The 17,667-nt window shown below is 61.7% G+C and carries 19 protein-coding genes; 11 read left to right on the plus strand and 8 right to left on the minus strand.

What is annotated here, in order from left to right; all coding sequences use genetic code 11:
• Positions 1-6 precede the first annotated feature (6 nt).
• On the minus strand, positions 7-813 hold the full coding sequence (gene fliP, locus ACP148_RS05620; RefSeq protein WP_421951630.1) for a flagellar type III secretion system pore protein FliP: 807 nt from the start codon (positions 811-813) through the stop codon (positions 7-9).
• On the minus strand, positions 767-1,342 hold the full coding sequence (locus tag ACP148_RS05625; RefSeq protein WP_421951631.1) for a hypothetical protein: 576 nt from the start codon (positions 1,340-1,342) through the stop codon (positions 767-769). Before ACP148_RS05625 ends, fliP begins: the two co-directional genes overlap by 47 nt.
• A 205-nt stretch (positions 1,343-1,547) precedes the next feature.
• Here ACP148_RS05625 and flgB point away from each other — a divergent pair, with 205 nt between their 5' ends.
• The 7 genes from flgB (at position 1,548) to cckA (ending at position 7,707) form a co-directional block, all read left to right on the plus strand.
• Complete coding sequence (gene flgB / locus ACP148_RS05630; RefSeq protein ID WP_421951632.1) at positions 1,548-1,952, plus strand: flagellar basal body rod protein FlgB; 405 nt, start codon at positions 1,548-1,550, stop codon at positions 1,950-1,952.
• An 11-nt stretch (positions 1,953-1,963) separates the two neighbouring features.
• Positions 1,964-2,377 (plus strand): flagellar basal body rod protein FlgC, encoded by a 414-nt coding sequence (gene flgC / locus ACP148_RS05635; protein WP_421951633.1) that lies wholly within the window; start codon positions 1,964-1,966, stop codon positions 2,375-2,377.
• A gap of 71 nt (positions 2,378-2,448) precedes the next feature.
• On the plus strand, positions 2,449-2,772 hold the full coding sequence (locus ACP148_RS05640; protein ID WP_421951634.1) for a flagellar hook-basal body complex protein FliE: 324 nt from the start codon (positions 2,449-2,451) through the stop codon (positions 2,770-2,772).
• 147 nt (positions 2,773-2,919) lie between these two features.
• Complete coding sequence (gene fliQ / locus ACP148_RS05645; RefSeq protein ID WP_421951635.1) at positions 2,920-3,186, plus strand: flagellar biosynthesis protein FliQ; 267 nt, start codon at positions 2,920-2,922, stop codon at positions 3,184-3,186.
• A 6-nt stretch (positions 3,187-3,192) separates the two neighbouring features.
• Positions 3,193-3,954 carry a flagellar biosynthetic protein FliR gene (gene fliR, locus ACP148_RS05650; protein WP_421951636.1) on the plus strand — a complete coding sequence of 254 codons (762 nt, stop codon included), beginning with the start codon at positions 3,193-3,195 and terminating at the stop codon, positions 3,952-3,954.
• Between the two features lie 10 nt (positions 3,955-3,964).
• Complete coding sequence (gene flhB / locus ACP148_RS05655) at positions 3,965-5,050, plus strand: flagellar biosynthesis protein FlhB (protein ID WP_421951637.1); 1,086 nt, start codon at positions 3,965-3,967, stop codon at positions 5,048-5,050.
• Positions 5,051-5,160: 110 nt separating this feature from the next.
• Positions 5,161-7,707 (plus strand): cell cycle histidine kinase CckA, encoded by a 2,547-nt coding sequence (cckA, locus tag ACP148_RS05660; protein WP_421951638.1) that lies wholly within the window; start codon positions 5,161-5,163, stop codon positions 7,705-7,707.
• A 31-nt stretch (positions 7,708-7,738) separates the two neighbouring features.
• Here cckA and ACP148_RS05665 read toward each other — a convergent pair whose 3' ends face one another.
• Positions 7,739-7,897, minus strand: coding sequence for a hypothetical protein (locus tag ACP148_RS05665; RefSeq protein WP_421951639.1), 159 nt, complete (start codon positions 7,895-7,897; stop codon positions 7,739-7,741).
• Between the two features lie 193 nt (positions 7,898-8,090).
• Here ACP148_RS05665 and recA point away from each other — a divergent pair, with 193 nt between their 5' ends.
• Complete coding sequence (recA, locus tag ACP148_RS05670; protein ID WP_421951640.1) at positions 8,091-9,164, plus strand: recombinase RecA; 1,074 nt, start codon at positions 8,091-8,093, stop codon at positions 9,162-9,164.
• A gap of 284 nt (positions 9,165-9,448) precedes the next feature.
• A complete protein-coding gene (gene alaS / locus ACP148_RS05675; protein ID WP_421951641.1) occupies positions 9,449-12,109 on the plus strand; it encodes an alanine--tRNA ligase in 2,661 nt (886 codons plus the stop codon).
• A gap of 19 nt (positions 12,110-12,128) precedes the next feature.
• On the opposite strand, the gene ACP148_RS05680 is transcribed toward alaS, so the two are convergent.
• Both ACP148_RS05680 and ACP148_RS05685 read right to left on the minus strand, forming a co-directional pair.
• On the minus strand, positions 12,129-13,082 hold the full coding sequence (locus ACP148_RS05680) for a DMT family transporter (RefSeq protein ID WP_421951642.1): 954 nt from the start codon (positions 13,080-13,082) through the stop codon (positions 12,129-12,131).
• A 161-nt stretch (positions 13,083-13,243) separates the two neighbouring features.
• A complete protein-coding gene (locus tag ACP148_RS05685) occupies positions 13,244-14,455 on the minus strand; it encodes an NADP-dependent isocitrate dehydrogenase (protein WP_421951643.1) in 1,212 nt (403 codons plus the stop codon).
• Between the two features lie 192 nt (positions 14,456-14,647).
• Between ACP148_RS05685 and ACP148_RS05690 the strand changes: the two genes are divergently transcribed.
• Positions 14,648-15,088: a MarR family winged helix-turn-helix transcriptional regulator gene (locus ACP148_RS05690; protein WP_421951644.1), complete on the plus strand. Its 441-nt coding sequence runs from the start codon at positions 14,648-14,650 to the stop codon at positions 15,086-15,088.
• Between the two features lie 38 nt (positions 15,089-15,126).
• Positions 15,127-16,398, plus strand: coding sequence for a beta-ketoacyl-ACP synthase II (gene fabF, locus ACP148_RS05695; protein WP_421951645.1), 1,272 nt, complete (start codon positions 15,127-15,129; stop codon positions 16,396-16,398).
• Position 16,399: 1 nt separating this feature from the next.
• Here the strand turns inward: fabF and ACP148_RS05700 are convergent, their stop codons facing one another.
• From ACP148_RS05700 to ACP148_RS05710, 3 genes are read right to left on the minus strand one after another with little or no spacing between them, the layout of a single operon-like run.
• Complete coding sequence (locus tag ACP148_RS05700) at positions 16,400-16,735, minus strand: TfoX/Sxy family protein (RefSeq protein ID WP_421951646.1); 336 nt, start codon at positions 16,733-16,735, stop codon at positions 16,400-16,402.
• Entirely contained in the window at positions 16,736-17,134 is a 399-nt protein-coding gene (locus tag ACP148_RS05705) for a GFA family protein (RefSeq protein WP_421951647.1), read from the minus strand.
• Positions 17,134-17,664 (minus strand): GFA family protein, encoded by a 531-nt coding sequence (locus tag ACP148_RS05710; protein WP_421951648.1) that lies wholly within the window; start codon positions 17,662-17,664, stop codon positions 17,134-17,136. The genes ACP148_RS05705 and ACP148_RS05710 overlap by 1 nt, the downstream gene beginning before the upstream one ends.
• Between the last annotated feature and the right edge of the window lie 3 nt (positions 17,665-17,667).

Raw genomic sequence — 17,667 nt, forward strand, 5'->3', positions numbered from 1 at the left:
CGTCATTCACCCCGTGAAGCTCCGTATCAGCGATCCCGCCACAAGGTGCCAGCCGTCGACGAGAACGAAGAAGATCAGCTTGAAGGGCAGGGAGATGATGACAGGGGGCAGCATCATCATGCCCATGCTCATGAGCACCGAGGCCACGACCATGTCGATGACCACGAAGGGCAAAAAGAGAAGAAACCCGATCTCGAAGGCCCTTCGCAGTTCGGAGATCATGAAGGCGGGGATCAGGATGCGCAGTTCGAGGTCTTCGGGGTTTTCCGGGGCCGGGGTTTCGGTCAGGTCCATGAACAGCATGACGTCCTGGGGGCGGACGTGGGTGCGCATGAATTCGTGCAGCGGGCCCGCGCTCAATTCGATCGCTTCGGTGATTTCGACCTCGCCGGCCACCAGCGGCTCTATGCCCAACTCATAGCTTTGCTGGAGGGTGGGGGCCATGATGAAGGCGGTGAGAAACAGCGCCAGCGAAATCATCACCGAGTTCGGCGGCGCGGTTTGAAGCCCGATGGCGGTGCGCAGCAGCGAGAGCACCACAACGATGCGTGTGAAGCTGGTCACCATCACGAGGATGGAGGGGGCCAGCGCCAGGATGGTGATGAGCGCGATCAATTGGATCGCGCGTTCGGTCAGCGTGGTTTCGTCGCCGAAATCGATGGAGATATCCTGGGCGATCCCGGTGGCGGGCAGCAGGAGGATGGCGGCAAGGCCAAGGGCAACGGCGAGTGCCGCGCGGGGCGCTTTGGCCCGGCGCGGTTCGGTATCAGGACCTGGTTGCCGTGTCCTCGTAATCTCGTTCCCTCGCTTCAAGCAGCGGCTCGGGCTCCACGGTCGTGGTGGCCGACATGGCAACGCTTGTAGCTGAGTCGGAAGCGCCGCGGCCCTTATTGTCGGGCTTTCCCCCATCGAGTTTGGGTTCATTGTCCTCGACCGGGCGTAGCAGGCCCGTGTGGCGCAGCGACTTGCCAGCGGGCCGGGCAGGGGGCTCGGGAGCGACGGCGGGCGCGGGTTCGGCGGGCTTGCGGCGCGAGCGCTGGACCTGCTGGACGGGCGGGGCTTCAAAGCCACCCTCAACGACGAGATCGTTGGGGCCGCCGATGACGATCAGGTGCTCGGTCTCGTCGCGGCGGATGATGACGGCCTGGCGCTTGTTGTCGATGGCAATGGAATCAATGACCATCAGGCGCCGGTTGCGGCCGCGGCCAACGCTGGCAGAGGCGTCGCCGACCAGCTTGATGAGCCAGACGGCGAGCACGATCAATACGATCACGATGGCAAGCGCCACGATCATTGTCAGATAGCCGTTCTCGCCGCCGAAAAGGCTGTTCAGAAATCCCACTGGCACGCTCCTGGAAATGGGCAACTCGTCCCGCGACACATAGCCGGACGCTCGGCGCTGGGCAATAGCTGCCTACTATAGCCCAGCTTTGTCCAAAATTGGGAGATTTCGGGCCTTTGGTTTCCAATCGGTTAACGCGCCGTTAACCATGCAGTGGGCAAAGTTTGCCCAGTTAACGAACTGTAACCGGATTCGGCGACCCGAAATGGCCATTGGCGACCTGCCCATCTTTGCCGCGCTCAAGAACAGGATGCAATGGCACCAGACGCGCCAGACGCTTCTGGCCGAGAACGTCGCCAATGCCGAAACGCCCGGCTATCGCGGGCGCGACCTGGCGCCATTCTCCATCGAGAGCACGGCGCGCCGTTCTGGCACCAATGTCACGACGGTTGCGACCAACCGCAACCACTATTCGGTGGGCGGCGACCCGAGCCGGGCCATGGGCGCGCGGACGATGAACAGCTTCGAGGTCATGCCCGAGGGCAACGGGGTGACGCTGGAAGAAGAGATGATGAAGGTCACGACCAACCAGATGGACTATCAGGCCGCGACCACACTCTACACACGCTCCATGCGGCTGATGAAGATCGCGCTGGGCAAGAACGTATAGGACGCTAGCGCATGAACGATTTCATGACATCGATCAAGATCGCCGGGTCGGGGCTCAACGCCCAGACGGCGCGCATGCGGGTGATCGCCGAGAACATGGCCAACGCCGATTCCGCCGGGCATACCCCCGACGAGGACCCCTATCGCCGCAAGGTGCCAACGTTCCATGCGGTGCTCAATCGCGAACTGGGCGCCACCGAAGTGGTGGTGGGGGCGCTCGCCACGGACATGAGCGATTTTTCCTCGCGCTATGAGCCGGGCCATCCGGCGGCCGACGAGAACGGGTATGTCAAATACCCCAACGTCAACACGCTGATCGAGACCATGGACATGCGTGAGGCCCAGCGCACCTATGAGGCCAATCTCAACGTCGTGACGGTGTCGCGCCAGATGCTGGGACGGACGCTCGACATTCTGCGCGGTTAGGGGAGGGCTTTGAGCAAAAGTGGTTCCCACTTTTGCGGTTCGGAAGCGCGACAACTAAAGGAACCAAGTTCATGAGCACGCCATTCAATGCAGCCGCCGCAGCCTACGGCAATGTCTCGCGCCTGATTTCCGATCAGGCCGGCGGCAAGCTGACCGCGCCAACGGCATCGCCCTCGGGCGCCGATTTCGGGCAGATGCTGGCCGACCAATTGAGCGGTATCGTGGAGACCGGGCAGCGCTCGGACCAGGTGGCCGTCGACATGATCAACGGCAAGGCGAACGTTGTCGACGTGGTGACGGCGCTGGCCGAAACCGAGTCGGCGATGGAAACCATGGTCACGGTTCGCGACCGGGTGATCTCGGCCTATGAAGAAATCATGCGTATGCCGATTTAGATTGCGTGAAGGCGGGCTGCAAATGGCAGCCGCCTGTGCTTCCGGTGCTCGCCCAATACCATTTTCGACTCGGTCTGAGCCAAACTCGTACCCCGCGGCAGTTGGTGTTTGGTGTAAGGTGGCGTTAACGAATCGCGCGGGATTGAAATGAGCGGGGCAGAAACTCTCGACATCGCCACCTCCGGCATCTGGACGCTGATCATCGTTTCAGGGCCGATGATGATCGTGGGCCTGGTGGTCGGCGTCATCATCGCGCTGTTTCAGGCTTTGACGCAGATCCAGGAAATGACGCTGGTTTTCGTGCCCAAGATCATCGCGATCTTTTTCACGCTGCTGCTCACGCTGCCGTTCATGGGCGCCACGATGAGCGCCTATATGAACCAGATCGTCGACATGATTATCACGGGCGGGTAGCGGGGAATGAGCGTCAGCTGGGGCCCCGATGTCGCCTATTATTTCTTCCTCATTTTCGCGCGGCTGGGCACCATCCTCATGCTGCTGCCGGCGCTGGGGGAATCGACGATCCCCATGCGGCTGCGGCTCACCTTCGCGCTGGCGTTTTCGCTGGTGCTGTACCCGTTGATCCTGCCCAATCTGGGCGCCGTTCCGGTGACGCTGGGCGGGCTCATGGCGGCGCTGGGGCATGAACTTGCCGTCGGATTTATCCTTGGAGGGCTGACAAGGCTTATCATCACCGCCGCGCAGGTTGCCGGTGCGGTGATTGCGTTCCAGATGGGGCTTTCGATGGCCCAGACCTCCGATCCGACCCAGCCGGGGGTGCAGGGGGCGATCGTTGGCAATTTTCTCGCCATGCTGGGCGTGACGCTGATTTTCGCAACCGATCTGCATCACGTGCTGCTGGCGGGAATATATGCCAGCTACAGTTATTTTCCGCCCGACGCGCCCCTGATGCTGGGCGATGCTGCGGAGATGGCCACGCAGATCGTCGCGCAGGCTTTTTTGATCGGCACGCAGATGTCGGCGCCGTTTCTGGTCTTCGGCCTGGTGTTCTATCTCGGTCTCGGAATTCTGGGGCGGCTGATGCCCCAAATTCAGGTGTTCTTCATGGCCATGCCGGCCAATATCATCATCGGGCTGATCCTGTTCGCGCTGCTTCTCAGCCTCACCATGACCCTTTATATGACCTATCTCGAAGATCATTTTTCGCAGTTTCTGGGTTAGAGCCTGAGCCATGAGCGACGACAAACCCGAACAGAGCGAAAAGACAGAGGACCCCTCCCAAAAGCGGCTCGAGGACGCCCACAAGAAGGGCGACGTTGTAAAAAGCCAGGAGGTGACGACCTGGTTCATGATCCTTGGATCGGCGCTGATCTTTGCTTTCGTGGCCCCGTTCACCAGCGCGCAGATCATGACCAGCTTGGGCGATTATCTGGGCCGGGCGGACCTTTACGAGGTAGGCGGGCCGGGGTTCAACCAGTTCGTCTATGGCGCGACGATCAACCTTTTGAGCGCGCTATTGATCCCCATGATCCTTCTGGCGCTGTGCGGGATCGCCGGGAACATGGTGCAGCACCGGATGGTGTTTTCAGCCGAAAACCTAAAGCCGAAATTCTCAAAGGTTTCCCCGCTGGCCGGGACCAAACGGCTGTTTTCGAGCGAGGCGCTGGTCAATTTCGGCAAGGGGCTGTTCAAGCTCGTCGTGTTTTCCACAATCATGGTGCTGGTGGTTTGGCCGGACCGGGACCGGCTATCGACCATCATGACCGCCGACCCTATCGTGACGCTGGAGCTGTTCCAGGAAATCGGCATCAAGATCTTCATTGCGACCCTGATCGCCATCACCATCGTGGCGCTGCTCGACTACATCTACATGCGCCACAAATGGTGGCAGCGCCAGATGATGACGGTCAAGGAAGTGCGCGACGAATACAAGCAGATGGAGGGCGATCCGCACGTCAAGGGCCGCATCCGCCAGATCCGCATGGAACGGTCCCGCAAGCGCATGATGGCGGCGGTGCCCGACGCAACGGTTGTGGTGACCAACCCGACCCACTTTGCCGTGGCGCTCAAATACGACAAGGACATGGCTGCGCCTGAAGTGCTGGCCAAGGGTGTCGATGCCATCGCGCTCAGAATTCGCGGATTGGCCAGGGATCACGATATCCCGATCGTTGAAAACCCCCCACTGGCCCGGGCGCTTTACGCGGGTGCCGAGGTGGGGGAAACCATTCCGGCCGAGCACTTCAAGGCGGTCGCGCAGATTATCGGCTATGTGATGCGGCTGAAGAACCGCTCGAGCTGGCGCAGTGGAAATTAACCGAGACTGTTAACGAGCGGTTAATCCGCACTACCCAAGGCAAACCCGGGTTTGCTACCAATAGAATGCCCGATTCGATTTGCGGGCGGGTGTAGTGAGGAACAAAAGCGATGGCGGTGGCCCCGATGGACGAGGACAGCTATCCCGAGCCCATGACGGCGCGCCCGTCGTCCAATGCGGCGCTGTGGCGGGTGGTGATCCTCTCGCTGGCTTTTGTTGCCGTGGCGGTGGCATTCTCGCTGATGGGGGACGCCGCATCGCCTGAGATGATCGTGCTGTTTCTGGGCGTCCTGTCGGTCATCGGGGTGTTCTCGCTGTTCGCGCTGGCGGCCGGGCTGTTCCGGTTCGTTGGTGGGTCTGAAAAACGCACGCTGGCGCGGGCTATCGTCGACAGCCTGCCTTACGGGGCGGTGGTGACCGATCGCGACGGCAAGATCTTTTATGCCAACGCGCACTATTCGGAGTTGTCCAAATCGGTGTCCAAGGGCGTTCCGGTGGGCGTGCCGCGGCTGTTTGCCAGCCAGCCCGAAGCGAGCGAGGCGGTCTATCGGCTGTCGCGCGCGGCGCGGGACGGGCGGGCGATCGTCGAGGATGTGCGGATTTCGCGCGGCAAGAGTTCGGCGCAATGGTTCCGGATCGGCGCGCGCAGTCTTCCCGATTATGACGGGGCGCCGGGCAAATCGGTGATCTGGACGGTCGAGGACATCACCCGCGACCGCGAGAGCCAGGAAAATTTCTACGTCGAATTGCAAAAGGCCATCGACTATCTCGATCATGCGCCGGCCGGGTTCTTTTCGGCCAATGCACGCGGGCGGATTCAGTATATCAATTCGACGCTGGCCGACTGGCTCGGCTATGACCTCGCGGCCTTCGAGGCGGGCGATCTCGACCTTGGCGAGATCGTGCAGGGCGATGGCGCGGGTTTGCTGATGGGCGGCGGGCAGGACGGGGCGGTGCGCACCGAAGTGATCGATCTCGATCTGGTGCGCCACGACGGGACCAATCTGCCGGTGCGCCTGCTCCATCGCGCGGCGCGGTTGGCCGAGGGCGAGCTTGGTGAAACCCGCACGCTGGTGCTCGACCGCTCGCGCGGCATCGAGGGCGAGGAAGCATTGCGGGCCGCCGAAGTGCGCTTTTCGCGGTTCTTCAATCACACCCCGATCGCCATCGCGGCGCTGGATGCTGAGGGAAAAGTGGTGCGCACCAACGCGCCCTTTACCCGGATTTTCGGGCTGACCTCGGGCGAACGCGGGATCGAGGGGCTCAATGTGGCCGCGCTTATCGATCCGGAAAGCCGCGAAAAGCTGGCCATGGCGCTGGTCGATGCCAAGGGGCACCGGTCCGAGATCGCGCCGGTCGACGCAACGATCCCCGGAGAAAAACCGCGCAGCGTGCGCATGTTCATATCCGGCGTGGAGCAGGGCGGGGAAAGCGACGAGGCGGCGATCCTTTATGCGCTGGACATGACCGAGCAGCGTCAGCTGGAAGAACAGTTCGCCCAGGGCATGAAAATGCAGGCGGTGGGCCAGTTGGCGGGCGGTGTGGCGCACGATTTCAACAACGTCCTGACCGCCATCATCGGGTTTTCGGACCTGCTGTTGCTCAAGCACAAACCGTCCGATCCCTCGTTTGGCGACATCATGTCGATCAAGCAGAGCGCCAATCGCGCGGCGGGGCTGGTGCGCCAGCTTCTGGCCTTCTCGCGGCGCCAGACCCTGCGTCCGCAGGTGCTCGAAGTGCCCCAGCATATCGACGACCTCACTGTGCTTTTGAAACGCCTGATCGGCGAGCATGTGACACTCGATGTGGAGCATGGGCGCGACGTGTGGCCGATCCGCGCCGATCTGGTGCAGCTCGAGCAGGTGATCATCAACCTTGCGGTCAATGCGCGCGACGCGATGCCCGAAGGCGGGCAGATCACCCTGCGCACGCGCAATGTCGAGCAGGCCGAGGCCGAGACTTTCAGCTATCCGGGGTTCGTCCCCGCCGATTTCGTTTTGATCGAGGTGAGCGATACCGGCACGGGCATGAGCCAGGAGGTCATGGAAAAGATCTTCGAACCGTTCTTTTCGACCAAGGAACTGGGCAAGGGGACCGGGCTGGGGCTGTCCATGGTCTATGGCATCATCAAGCAGACCGGAGGTTACATCTATCCCGAATCCGAAATCGGCAAGGGCACGACCTTCCGGCTGCTGCTGCCACGGCATGTGCCGGTTGAAAAAGAAGAAGTGGTCAAGGCGGTCGCCGCGCCGGTTCGGGACCTGACGGGCAATGAGCGCATTTTGCTGGTCGAGGACGAGGAAAGCGTGCGCATGTTCTCGGCGCGGGCGCTTTCGACGACCGGTTATGAAGTGTTCGAGGCGGGATCGGGCGAAGAAGCGCTCGAGGTGCTCGAAGAGGTCGAGGGCAAGGTCGATCTGATCATTTCCGACGTCGTGATGCCCGAAATGGACGGGCCGACGCTGCTCACCCATGTGCGCAAGCTCTATCCGGGGCTCAAGGTGATCTTCGTTTCCGGCTATGCCGAGGAAAGCGTGCGCCAGGGGCTGGAGGACGACAGGAGCGTGGAATTTTTGCCCAAGCCCTATACGCTCGACCAGATCAATTCCAAGGTCAAGGAAGTGCTTTCGGGCAGTCCGGCGGCGAGCGAGGAGTAGGGTCCGTACCCAATTCAATGGGACCAGACGCCTAGTCTTTTTTCGAGGAGCCAGAGGCGGCGAGAGACGCGGCGCCGAGGCCCGCGCCGATGGCAATGCCGATGCCTATTCCCGTGGCGATGTTATCGATCGCGACACCGATGCCGGCGCCGATCGCGATTCCGATGGCGATTCCCGTGGCTATGTTCATTGCCGCCTCCATGCTGGTTCACTTTTGCAATGATCGCGGGGCAGGACGGTTCCGCCCTTATAGATGTTCTCATTTTGTCTCTTGACATAGCGAAAACAAAATGAGAACAAATATGCAACTTAGAAATAGGCGTTGAGGGCCGACCGATCGCGTTGCACGCGCAGGGCATTTGGTGAAATAAGGAGAGCTAACAATGGCAGTTTCACAGCTTCGCGTGGTTGACGGGGGTTCGATGGACAAGAACAAGGCGCTCGAGGCCGCTCTGGGCCAGATCGAGCGCAATTTCGGCAAGGGTTCGGTCATGAAGCTTGGGGAAAACACCCAGGTCAATGTCGAATCGATTTCCACCGGTTCGCTCGGTCTCGATATCGCGCTGGGCATCGGTGGCCTGCCGCGCGGGCGTATCATTGAAATTTTCGGTCCGGAAAGCTCGGGCAAGACCACCCTGGCCCTGCATGTTTTGGCCGAGGCCCAGAAAGGCGGCGGCATCTGCGCGTTCATCGACGCAGAGCATGCGCTGGATCCCACCTATGCCCGCAAGCTTGGCGTCAATATCGATGAATTGCTGATTTCCCAGCCCGATGCAGGCGAACAGGCGCTCGAAATCGCCGATACGCTGGTGCGGTCGGGGGCAATCGACGTTCTGGTCGTGGATTCGGTGGCGGCGTTGACGCCGCGCGCCGAACTCGAAGGCGAGATGGGCGATTCCCTGCCAGGGCTTCAGGCACGCCTGATGAGCCAGGCCATGCGCAAGCTCACCGCCTCGATCTCGAAATCGAAGGCCATGGTGATCTTCATCAACCAGATTCGCATGAAGATCGGCGTGATGTTCGGGTCGCCCGAAACCACGACCGGCGGCAATGCGCTCAAATTCTATTCGTCGGTTCGTCTCGATATCCGCCGCATCGGCGCGATCAAGGACCGCGAGGAAGTCGTGGGCAACCAGACGCGTGTCAAGGTGGTCAAGAACAAGATGGCCCCACCGTTCCGCCAGGTCGAATTCGACATCATGTATGGCGAGGGCGTTTCCAAGACCGGTGAGCTGCTCGATCTGGGCGTCAAGGCCGGGATCGTGGAAAAGTCGGGCGCCTGGTTCTCCTATGACAGCCAGCGGCTGGGGCAGGGGCGTGAGAATTCACGCCAGTTCCTCAAGGACAATCCTGAAATCGCTCACCAGATCGAAAACGGTGTGCGCGAAAGCGCGGGGCTTCTGGCCGCCGAACTGATCACGGCAGGTGAGGACAGCGCCGAGGATAGCGAAGACTAGGTCTATAGTCGCGGTGCCCTCATCGCGGCACGGTTAGAATTTGTCTATGACCTCCTGGCGCCGGGTAACCGGCGCCTTTCTTTTTGCGGATGTGCGATTTGCCACGGCGACTTATTGGCCGGTGGCAGCAGCCTTCGCATTGCACTCGCCCGATGCACACGCTAGAAGGCTTGCTCAGGTTTTCAGCCGTTCAAACGGGGCGTAGTCGGCCGCGTAACCGGCGCATCCAGAACGACAGATATGGTGCGGCGCGTTGGCCGCAGACAGGGTTTTTGAGTTCGATCATGACAAGCGTAAACGACATCCGTTCAACCTTCCTCGACTTCTTTGCCAGGAACGGACATGAGAAGGTCTCTTCCAGCCCGCTGGTGCCACGCAACGATCCGACGCTGATGTTCACCAATGCGGGCATGGTGCAGTTCAAGAACGTCTTTACCGGGCTCGAAAAACGTCCCTATTCGCGGGCCACGACGTCGCAGAAATGCGTTCGGGCCGGCGGCAAGCACAACGATCTTGACAATGTGGGCTTTACCGCCCGGCACCTGACCTTTTTCGAGATGCTGGGCAATTTTTCCTTCGGCGACTATTTCAAGGAACAGGCCATCGATCTGGCCTGGACGCTGGTCACCAAGGAGTTCGGACTCGACAAGGACAAGCTGCTGGTCACCGTCTATCATACCGATGACGAAGCGGCCGGGCTTTGGAAAAAGATTGCCGGGCTGTCCGACGACAAGATCATCCGCATCCCCACTTCGGACAATTTCTGGACCATGGGCGACACGGGCCCTTGCGGGCCGTGCTCGGAAATCTTCATCGATCGCGGCGACCATATCTGGGGTGGCCCTCCGGGTACGCCCGAGGAAGATGGCGACCGGTTCCTCGAGTTCTGGAACCTGGTGTTCATGCAGTATGAGCAGTTTGCCGACGGCACGCAGGAAGCCCTGCCCAATCCCTCGATTGACACAGGCATGGGGCTCGAGCGCATGGCCTCGATCCTTCAAGGGGTCGAAAGCGTCTTTGAAACCGACATGTTCCGACACGTGATCGATGCGACCGCTTCGGCGGTCGGGAAGGGACCGACGGCAGAGACCGTCGCCTCGTACCGCGTCATTGCCGATCATCTGCGCTCGATGTCATTTCTGATCGCCGACGGCGTGCTGCCGGCCAATGAGGGGCGCGGCTATGTGCTGCGCCGCATCATGCGCCGCGCCATGCGCCATGCGACCCTTCTGGGGACCAACGCGCCGACCATTTTCAAGCTCGTGCCTTCGCTGGTGCGCGAAATGGGGCAAGCCTATCCGGACCTCGTTTCCGGAGAGGCGATGATCTCGGAAACGATCCGGCTGGAGGAAGAGCGGTTTCTCAAGACGCTCAGCCGCGGGCTGCAGATCCTTGAGGACGAGAGTGCCGGGCTCGGGCAGGGCGACACTTTGGCTGGCGAAACAGCTTTCAAGCTTTACGACACTTATGGCTTCCCGCTCGATCTGACCCAGGATGCGTTGCGGCTGCGGGGCGTGTCGGTCGATCAGACCGGGTTCGACGCGGCCATGGCGCGCCAGAAGGCTGAAGCGCGCAAGAATTGGTCGGGCTCGGGCGACGCGGCAACGAGCGCCGTGTGGTTCCCGATAGCCGACGCCGCCGGTCCAACCGAATTTCTGGGCTATGAGGCCGAAGACAGCGACGGCGCGGTAAAGGCGCTGGTCAAGGACGGGGCAAGCGTGGACGCGCTCAACGCGGGCGAGGAAGGTTTCATCGTTCTCAACCAGACCCCGTTCTATGGCGAAAGCGGCGGGCAGGTAGGCGACACCGGGACCATGCAGAGCGAGGACGGCGCGAAGATCGTCGTGCTCGACACCACCAAGCAGGCCGGGGGCGTGTTCGCCCACCGGGTCAGGGTCGAGGCCGGGACTGTCAGGATCGATGAGGCATTGACGCTCAAGGTCGACCATTCCCGCCGCACTGCGATCCGCGCCAATCACTCGGCGACCCATTTGCTGCATGAGGCGCTGCGCGAGGTCCTGGGCAGCCATGTGGCCCAGAAGGGGTCGCTGGTTTCGCCCGACCGGCTGCGGTTCGACTATTCGCACACCAAGCCGATGAGCGAAGCGGAACTGGCCGAGGTCGAACGCATGGCCAACGCCATCGTTTTGCAGAACGCGCCGGTCGAAACGCGGCTGATGGCTGTCGATGACGCCGTTAAGGCCGGCGCCATGGCGCTGTTTGGAGAGAAATACGGCGATGAGGTCCGGGTGGTTTCCATGGGGACCGCTCTTGAAGGCGAAAAGACGGGCAAGACCTATTCGATGGAGTTGTGCGGGGGCACCCATGTGCGGCGCACCGGCGATATCGGACTGGTCAAGATCGTCCAGGAGAGCTCGGTCGCTGCGGGTGTGCGGCGTGTAGAGGCGCTGACCGCCGATGGCGCGCGTGCCTATCTCAACGAGCAGGAAGACCAGCTCAAGACCGTCGCGGCGGCGCTCAAGGTTTCGCCGCGCGATGCTGTGTCGCGGGTGGAAGCGCTTGTGGAAGAGCGGCGGGCGCTTGAACGCCAGGTGGCCGATCTGCGCCAGAAGCTGGCGATGGGAGGCGGTGCCGCCAATGGCGCGGCCAGCGAAACGATCAATGGCGTGACCTTCATGGGGCGCGTGGTCGAGGGGCTCCAGCCCAAGGATCTGCGCGGACTTGTCGACCAGGGCAAAAAGCAGATCGGTTCGGGGATCGTGGTGATTGTGGGCACGACCGAGGACGGCAAGGCCGGAATTTCGGTTGGCGTGAGCGAAGATCTGGTCTCGCGCTACAGCGCCGTCGATCTCGTCCGGATCGGGTCGACGACGCTTGGTGGGCAGGGCGGTGGCGGTCGGCCAGACATGGCGCAGGCCGGTGGCCCCGATGCCGGGCAGGCCCAGGCGGCCGTCGAGGCGATCAAGGCGCATCTTTCGGCCTGACGCCGCGTATGTCAGACGATCATTTGATGGCGGCCGGTTCCTGTTCGGGATCGGCCGTTTGCTTGCTCGGGTCAGGAAACGGCTTTGGCTTCCGGCGCCCGAAGCGCGCCAGACGGGCGCCGAGGATGGACCGCGCGGCATCAACACCGGGGGTCGCGATACCGGCGGCAACGACAATCGCCAGTCCAACAATCGCAACGGCGTCGGGATATTCGCCGTAGAACAGTCCGCCCAGCGCGATGGCCCAGAAGATCTGGCTGTACTGGGTCGGGGCGATCTGGTTGGCGGCGGCGCGGCGGGTTGCCGCTATCATGAGCAATTGCCCGGTGCCACCGAACAGCCCGATGAGCAGCAGCTTGCCGATCTGGTCGAGCGAAGGGACTGTGAAATCGGGAATCATGGCGATGCCGTTAAAGATCAGCGCATAGGTCAAAAGCACACCCAGAAGCGACACGCGGCGCTCGGCGGACGAAACCTTCTTGAGCACGATGGCGCCCACCGAGGCGGACAGAGCGGCGCAGGCGGCAGTCAGGTGACCCAATTCGAGCGCGCGGAATCCGGGGCGGACGACCAGCATGACGCCCATAAAGCCGACGGCTAAGGCAAGCCAGCGTGACGGGGTCATGGATTCGCGCAGGATCACCACCGAAAGAATGGTCACGATGATCGGGGTGAGAAAGACCAGCGCATAAACTTCGGCGAGCGGGATTGTCGTGAAAGCGATGGTGACCATCACCATCGACACGATGCCGCAGATGCCGCGCAGCTGCATGAGCCAGACATGGGTGAGCTTGAAGGCGTCGCGCCAGCGCTCGCCACGGGGCTTTACGAGAAGGGCGGGGACGAAGGAAAACAGGGTGACGAAAAAGCCGATCTGGAAGACAGACATCGTGCCGCCAAAGCTCTTTATCGTCGCGTCGCCAAACGCAAAGCTGGCATAGGCGGCAAATGCGATGAGGACGCCGCTTGGCATCGTTAAATTCCAGCTCTCGTGAAACGCTTCTCGGGCGAGGAGTCCGGTTCGCTCTTATGACGGATGCCGGGCGCCGTCGAGCGAAATCGCCGAGGACTTTGGCGCAGGCAAAAAAAGAAGCGGCCCTGGGGGCCGCCTCGGTAGATGCAGGGGAGGGAGGCCTACGCCATGGCCTTCTGGAGGTTGGCATCGATGGCGTCGAGGAACCCCATGGTGGTGAGCCAGGGCTGATCGGGGCCGACCAGAAGCGCCAGATCCTTGGTCATCTTGCCTTGTTCGATGGTGTCGACGGTGACCTTTTCGAGGGTCGAGGCAAACTTTGCCAACTCGTCATTGCCATCGAGCTTGGCGCGGTGGGCGAGGCCACGGGTCCAGGCGAAGATCGAGGCCGTGGAATTGGTCGAGGTTTCCTTGCCCTGCTGGTGCTGACGGTAGTGCCGGGTCACGGTGCCGTGGGCCGCTTCGGCTTCGACGGTCTGCCCATCGGGGGTCATGAGAACCGAAGTCATCAGGCCCAGCGAGCCGAAGCCCTGGGCAACGATGTCGGACTGCACGTCGCCATCATAGTTCTTGCAGGCCCAGACGTAGCCGCCGGACCATTTGAGAGCGGCGGCGACCATGTCGTCGATCAGGCGGTGCTCGTACCAGATCTTCTTGGCTTCGTATTTTTCCTTGAACTCGGCGTCAAAGATTTCCTGGAAGATATCCTTGAAGCGACCGTCATAGACCTTGAGAATTGTGTTCTTGGTCGAGAGGTAGCAGGGGACGCCGCGCTGGAGGGCGTAGTTGAGCGAGGCGCGGGCGAAATCGCGGATCGACTCGTCGAGGTTGTACATGGCCATGGCCACGCCCGAAGCGGGAGCATCGAACACTTCGTGCTCGATCTCCTGGCCGTCTTCACCAACGAACTTGATGGACAGCTTGCCCTTGCCGGGGAATTTGAAATCGGTGGCGCGGTACTGATCGCCATAGGCGTGACGGCCCACGATGATCGGCTGAGTCCAGCCGGGAACGAGACGCGGCACGTTCTTGCAGATGATGGGCTCGCGGAAGATCACGCCGCCCAGGATGTTGCGGATGGTGCCGTTGGGCGAACGCCACATCTTCTTGAGACCGAACTCCTCGACGCGGCCTTCATCGGGGGTGATGGTTGCGCATTTCACGCCGACGCCGTGCTTCTTGATGGCGTTGGCGGCGTCAACGGTGATCTGGTCGTCGGTTTCGTCGCGCTTCTGGACGCTGAGGTCGTAATATTCAAGATCGATGTCGAGGTAGGGGTGGATGAGCTTGTCTTTGATGGCCTGCCAGATGATGCGTGTCATCTCGTCGCCGTCGAGTTCGACGACGGGATTGGCGACTTTGATCTTGGTCATAAATATGTGCTCCTCGCGCGCAAAAATCCGGTTCGGCCAGCACGAGCCAGCCAAAGTTCGCGGTCCCTATAGCAGAGCATTGGTAAGGCGCAAAGTCTCTCGCCACGAAGGGGGGCTTGCCGAGCGACAGCGGGTTCGACGGCATCAGTATAGTGTATTTACACATGTGTAATTACACTATAGTTTGGCGCCATGACCTTCGCCTTTTTCGACTGCCTCGTGCTCAACACAGTGATGGCCGCCCGGGCGCTGACGCGCCGGTATGACAAGGTGCTTCGGCCCTTCGAAATTTCGGTCATCCAGTTCACCGTCCTGATGACCGTCAAGAACTCGCCGCGTATGTCGGTCAATTCGATGGCGGCCCGGATTTCGATGGACCGGACGACGCTCCTGCGCAATCTCGAGCCGCTAAACAAACGCGGGCTGGTGGTCGCGGCGCGGCCGGAAAAGGGCAATGTCCGACACTATGAACTGACCGAAGACGGCGCGGCGTTGCTTGATGACATCCTGCCGCTCTGGCGGGAGTCGCAAGTCGAATTGCGCGCGCTGGTGGCCGATCCGGGGGCTGAAGACTTCCTTTGCGGGTTGCGCGCGCTTACCGCCGGTGAGGTGGGCGACCACGCGGACGCGTGAACGGCAAATAAATCCAGAACAAGTGATGGAGACTTTCGATGCAAAGCGATGATCCGGTTGTGATAACCGGCATGGGAGTGGTGTCTCCGCTCGGCGTGGGCGTTGCGACCAATTGGGAAAGGCTTCTCGCGGGCAGGAGCGGGATCGTGCGCAATGATCGCTTCGATACGACGGGCTTTGCCTCCCACATCGCCGGGCTGGTTCCGGACAAGACCAATGATCCCCAAGGGTTCGATCCGGCCGAATGGATCGAGCCCAAGGAGATCAAGAAGATGGATCGTTTCATCCAGTATGGGCTGGCCGCGGCGGCGCAGGCGCTCGATCAGGCCGGCTGGCACCCCCAGGACGATGAAAGCCAGCAAGCGACAGCGACGATTATCGCGTCCGGGGTCGGCGGGGAGCCGGTCATGGCGCAGGCGGCGCGCACCATTGCCGAAAAGGGGCCGCGGCGGCTCTCGCCGTTCACCGTGCCCTCGTTCCTCGCCAATATGGCGGCGGGGTGGATTTCGATAGTGCATCGGTTTCGTGGGCCGATTGGAACCCCGGTGACGGCGTGCGCAGCATCGGCGCAGGCGATTGGCGACGGCATGCGGTTGATCCTGACCGGGGAGGCCGAAGTGGCTGTCGTGGGTGGGGCCGAAGGGTCGGTCGATCCCATATCGATTGGCGGGTTTGGCGCGTCGCGCGCGCTCACCTCTTCTTACAATGATGAACCGCACAGGGCGTCACGGCCGTTCGATACCGGACACTCAGGGTTCGTGCTGGCCGAAGGGGCGGCGGTGCTGGTGATCGAAAAACTCAGCCATGCCAGGGCGCGCGGGGCAAAGCCGCTTGCGGTCGTAGCGGGCTATGGCACCTCGGCCGACGCCTATCACCTGACGGCGGGGTCGCCGGATGGCGCGGGCGCTCAGGTGGCTATGCGCAAGGCTTTGAAAATGGCGGGCATTTCCCCCGATGCCGTGGGCTACATCAACGCGCATGCAACCTCGACGCCGGTGGGCGATGCCGCTGAACTGGCGGGCATTGGCGCTGTGTTTGGCGATCGGGGCAAGTCGCTGGCGATTTCGTCGACCAAGTCGTCGACCGGGCACCTTCTGGGCGCGGCGGGTGCCATCGAGGCGATGTTTTCGGTGATGGCGCTGGGTGAGGGGATGCTGCCCGCCACGATCAATCTCGACGATCCGGTGCCCGAGGGCAGGGATTTCGAATTGGTGCCCAATGAACCCATCGCGCGAAAGGTGGACTATGTGATGTCGAACTCGTTCGGGTTCGGTGGCATCAACGCGACGCTGGTTTTCGGGCGGGTCTGACCTATTTCGGGGGCAGGGTGGCGGCGAAGGCCAGGCAGCGGTCGACCCATTGGGCGAGGCCGCTGTCGGGTTCGAGCACTTCACCATCGACTTCAACGAAGCCCGACATGGTTTTGGCGCCCATGGTCATGGGCCGGCAGCCGGGAAGCGCGAGGGCGGCATCGTAGCCGTCCTTGCCGACGCGGGCGAGCAGGGCTCCGTTCTTCATGATGCCGCAGACCATATTGCCGTCGAGCATGAACGCTCGTCCGCCGAACATTTTTTGCTCGGAGATCCCCGGAATGGGGGCAAGGCGTTCGCGAATGCGGTCGGCAAGATCGTCTGCGGCCTGGCTCATCTACATTTTCTCGTGAGCCTGAACGCCGGGCACTTCAGGGTCCCATTGCGGGCGCTGGTTTGTGTAAAACACCATTCCGGGGCTGAACCAGTCAGAATTATCGAACGCTCCTATGGCGATGCCGATGACGCCCGGGGCGGTGTTGCGTTCGGAAAACAGAGTGGAGCCGCAGGAAGGGCAGAACGAGCGGCGGCGTTTGCTACCACTATCGGCAATATTCTCGAACACGGCGGGCTGTCCGCTGACAGTCACACCTTCGGTCTTGAAAAAGGCCTGGACGATGTGGCCGGTGCCGGTCAGCCGCCGGCAATCCTCGCAATGGCACTGGGCCGTGCGGATCGGCGGTTCGGCGACCGAAAAGCTTATGGCTCCGCACAGGCATCGTCCGGTTGCAAACATCAAAAACCTCCATTGTCGCGATAGGTGTCATAGTGCGGGAACGCCTCGTCGAGGACGTCCCAATCGAGATGGGTCCGCGAGAAGATCGCCTGGCGTGGCGCAAACCAGTCGGGCTGGTCGAACAGGCCGGCTGGTATCAGGGTCAGAAGGGGCGCGCGGGCGGTCCCGGCGAACAATGGGGTGCCGCATACGGGACAAAAATTGCGGGTGATTTCGGAACCGGAAGCGGCCCGGCGGGCGTGTCCCTTTACGTCTCCGGAAACCTCGACCGCATCGGTGGACATCAGGACGACCGCCGAATGCCCGGTGCCGGTCGATTTGCGGCAATCGAGGCACGAACAGACCAGCATCGAAAGGACCGGGCCTTCGATCCGAAGGCTGACGGCGCCGCAGGCGCAATAGGCGGTCTCATCGAGGTCCAGTGTCGGCATGGCCAAAAGCTGGCACGAGCACGCGGACAAATCCAGCGCAAATCTTGCCATCGCCAACGCCACGCAGTAGAGCCGGGCCAGAGAGTTGAAGGGCGTCACGCT

Source organism: Pelagibacterium sp., from assembly GCF_965249125.1.
Lineage (GTDB): Bacteria > Pseudomonadota > Alphaproteobacteria > Rhizobiales > Devosiaceae > Pelagibacterium.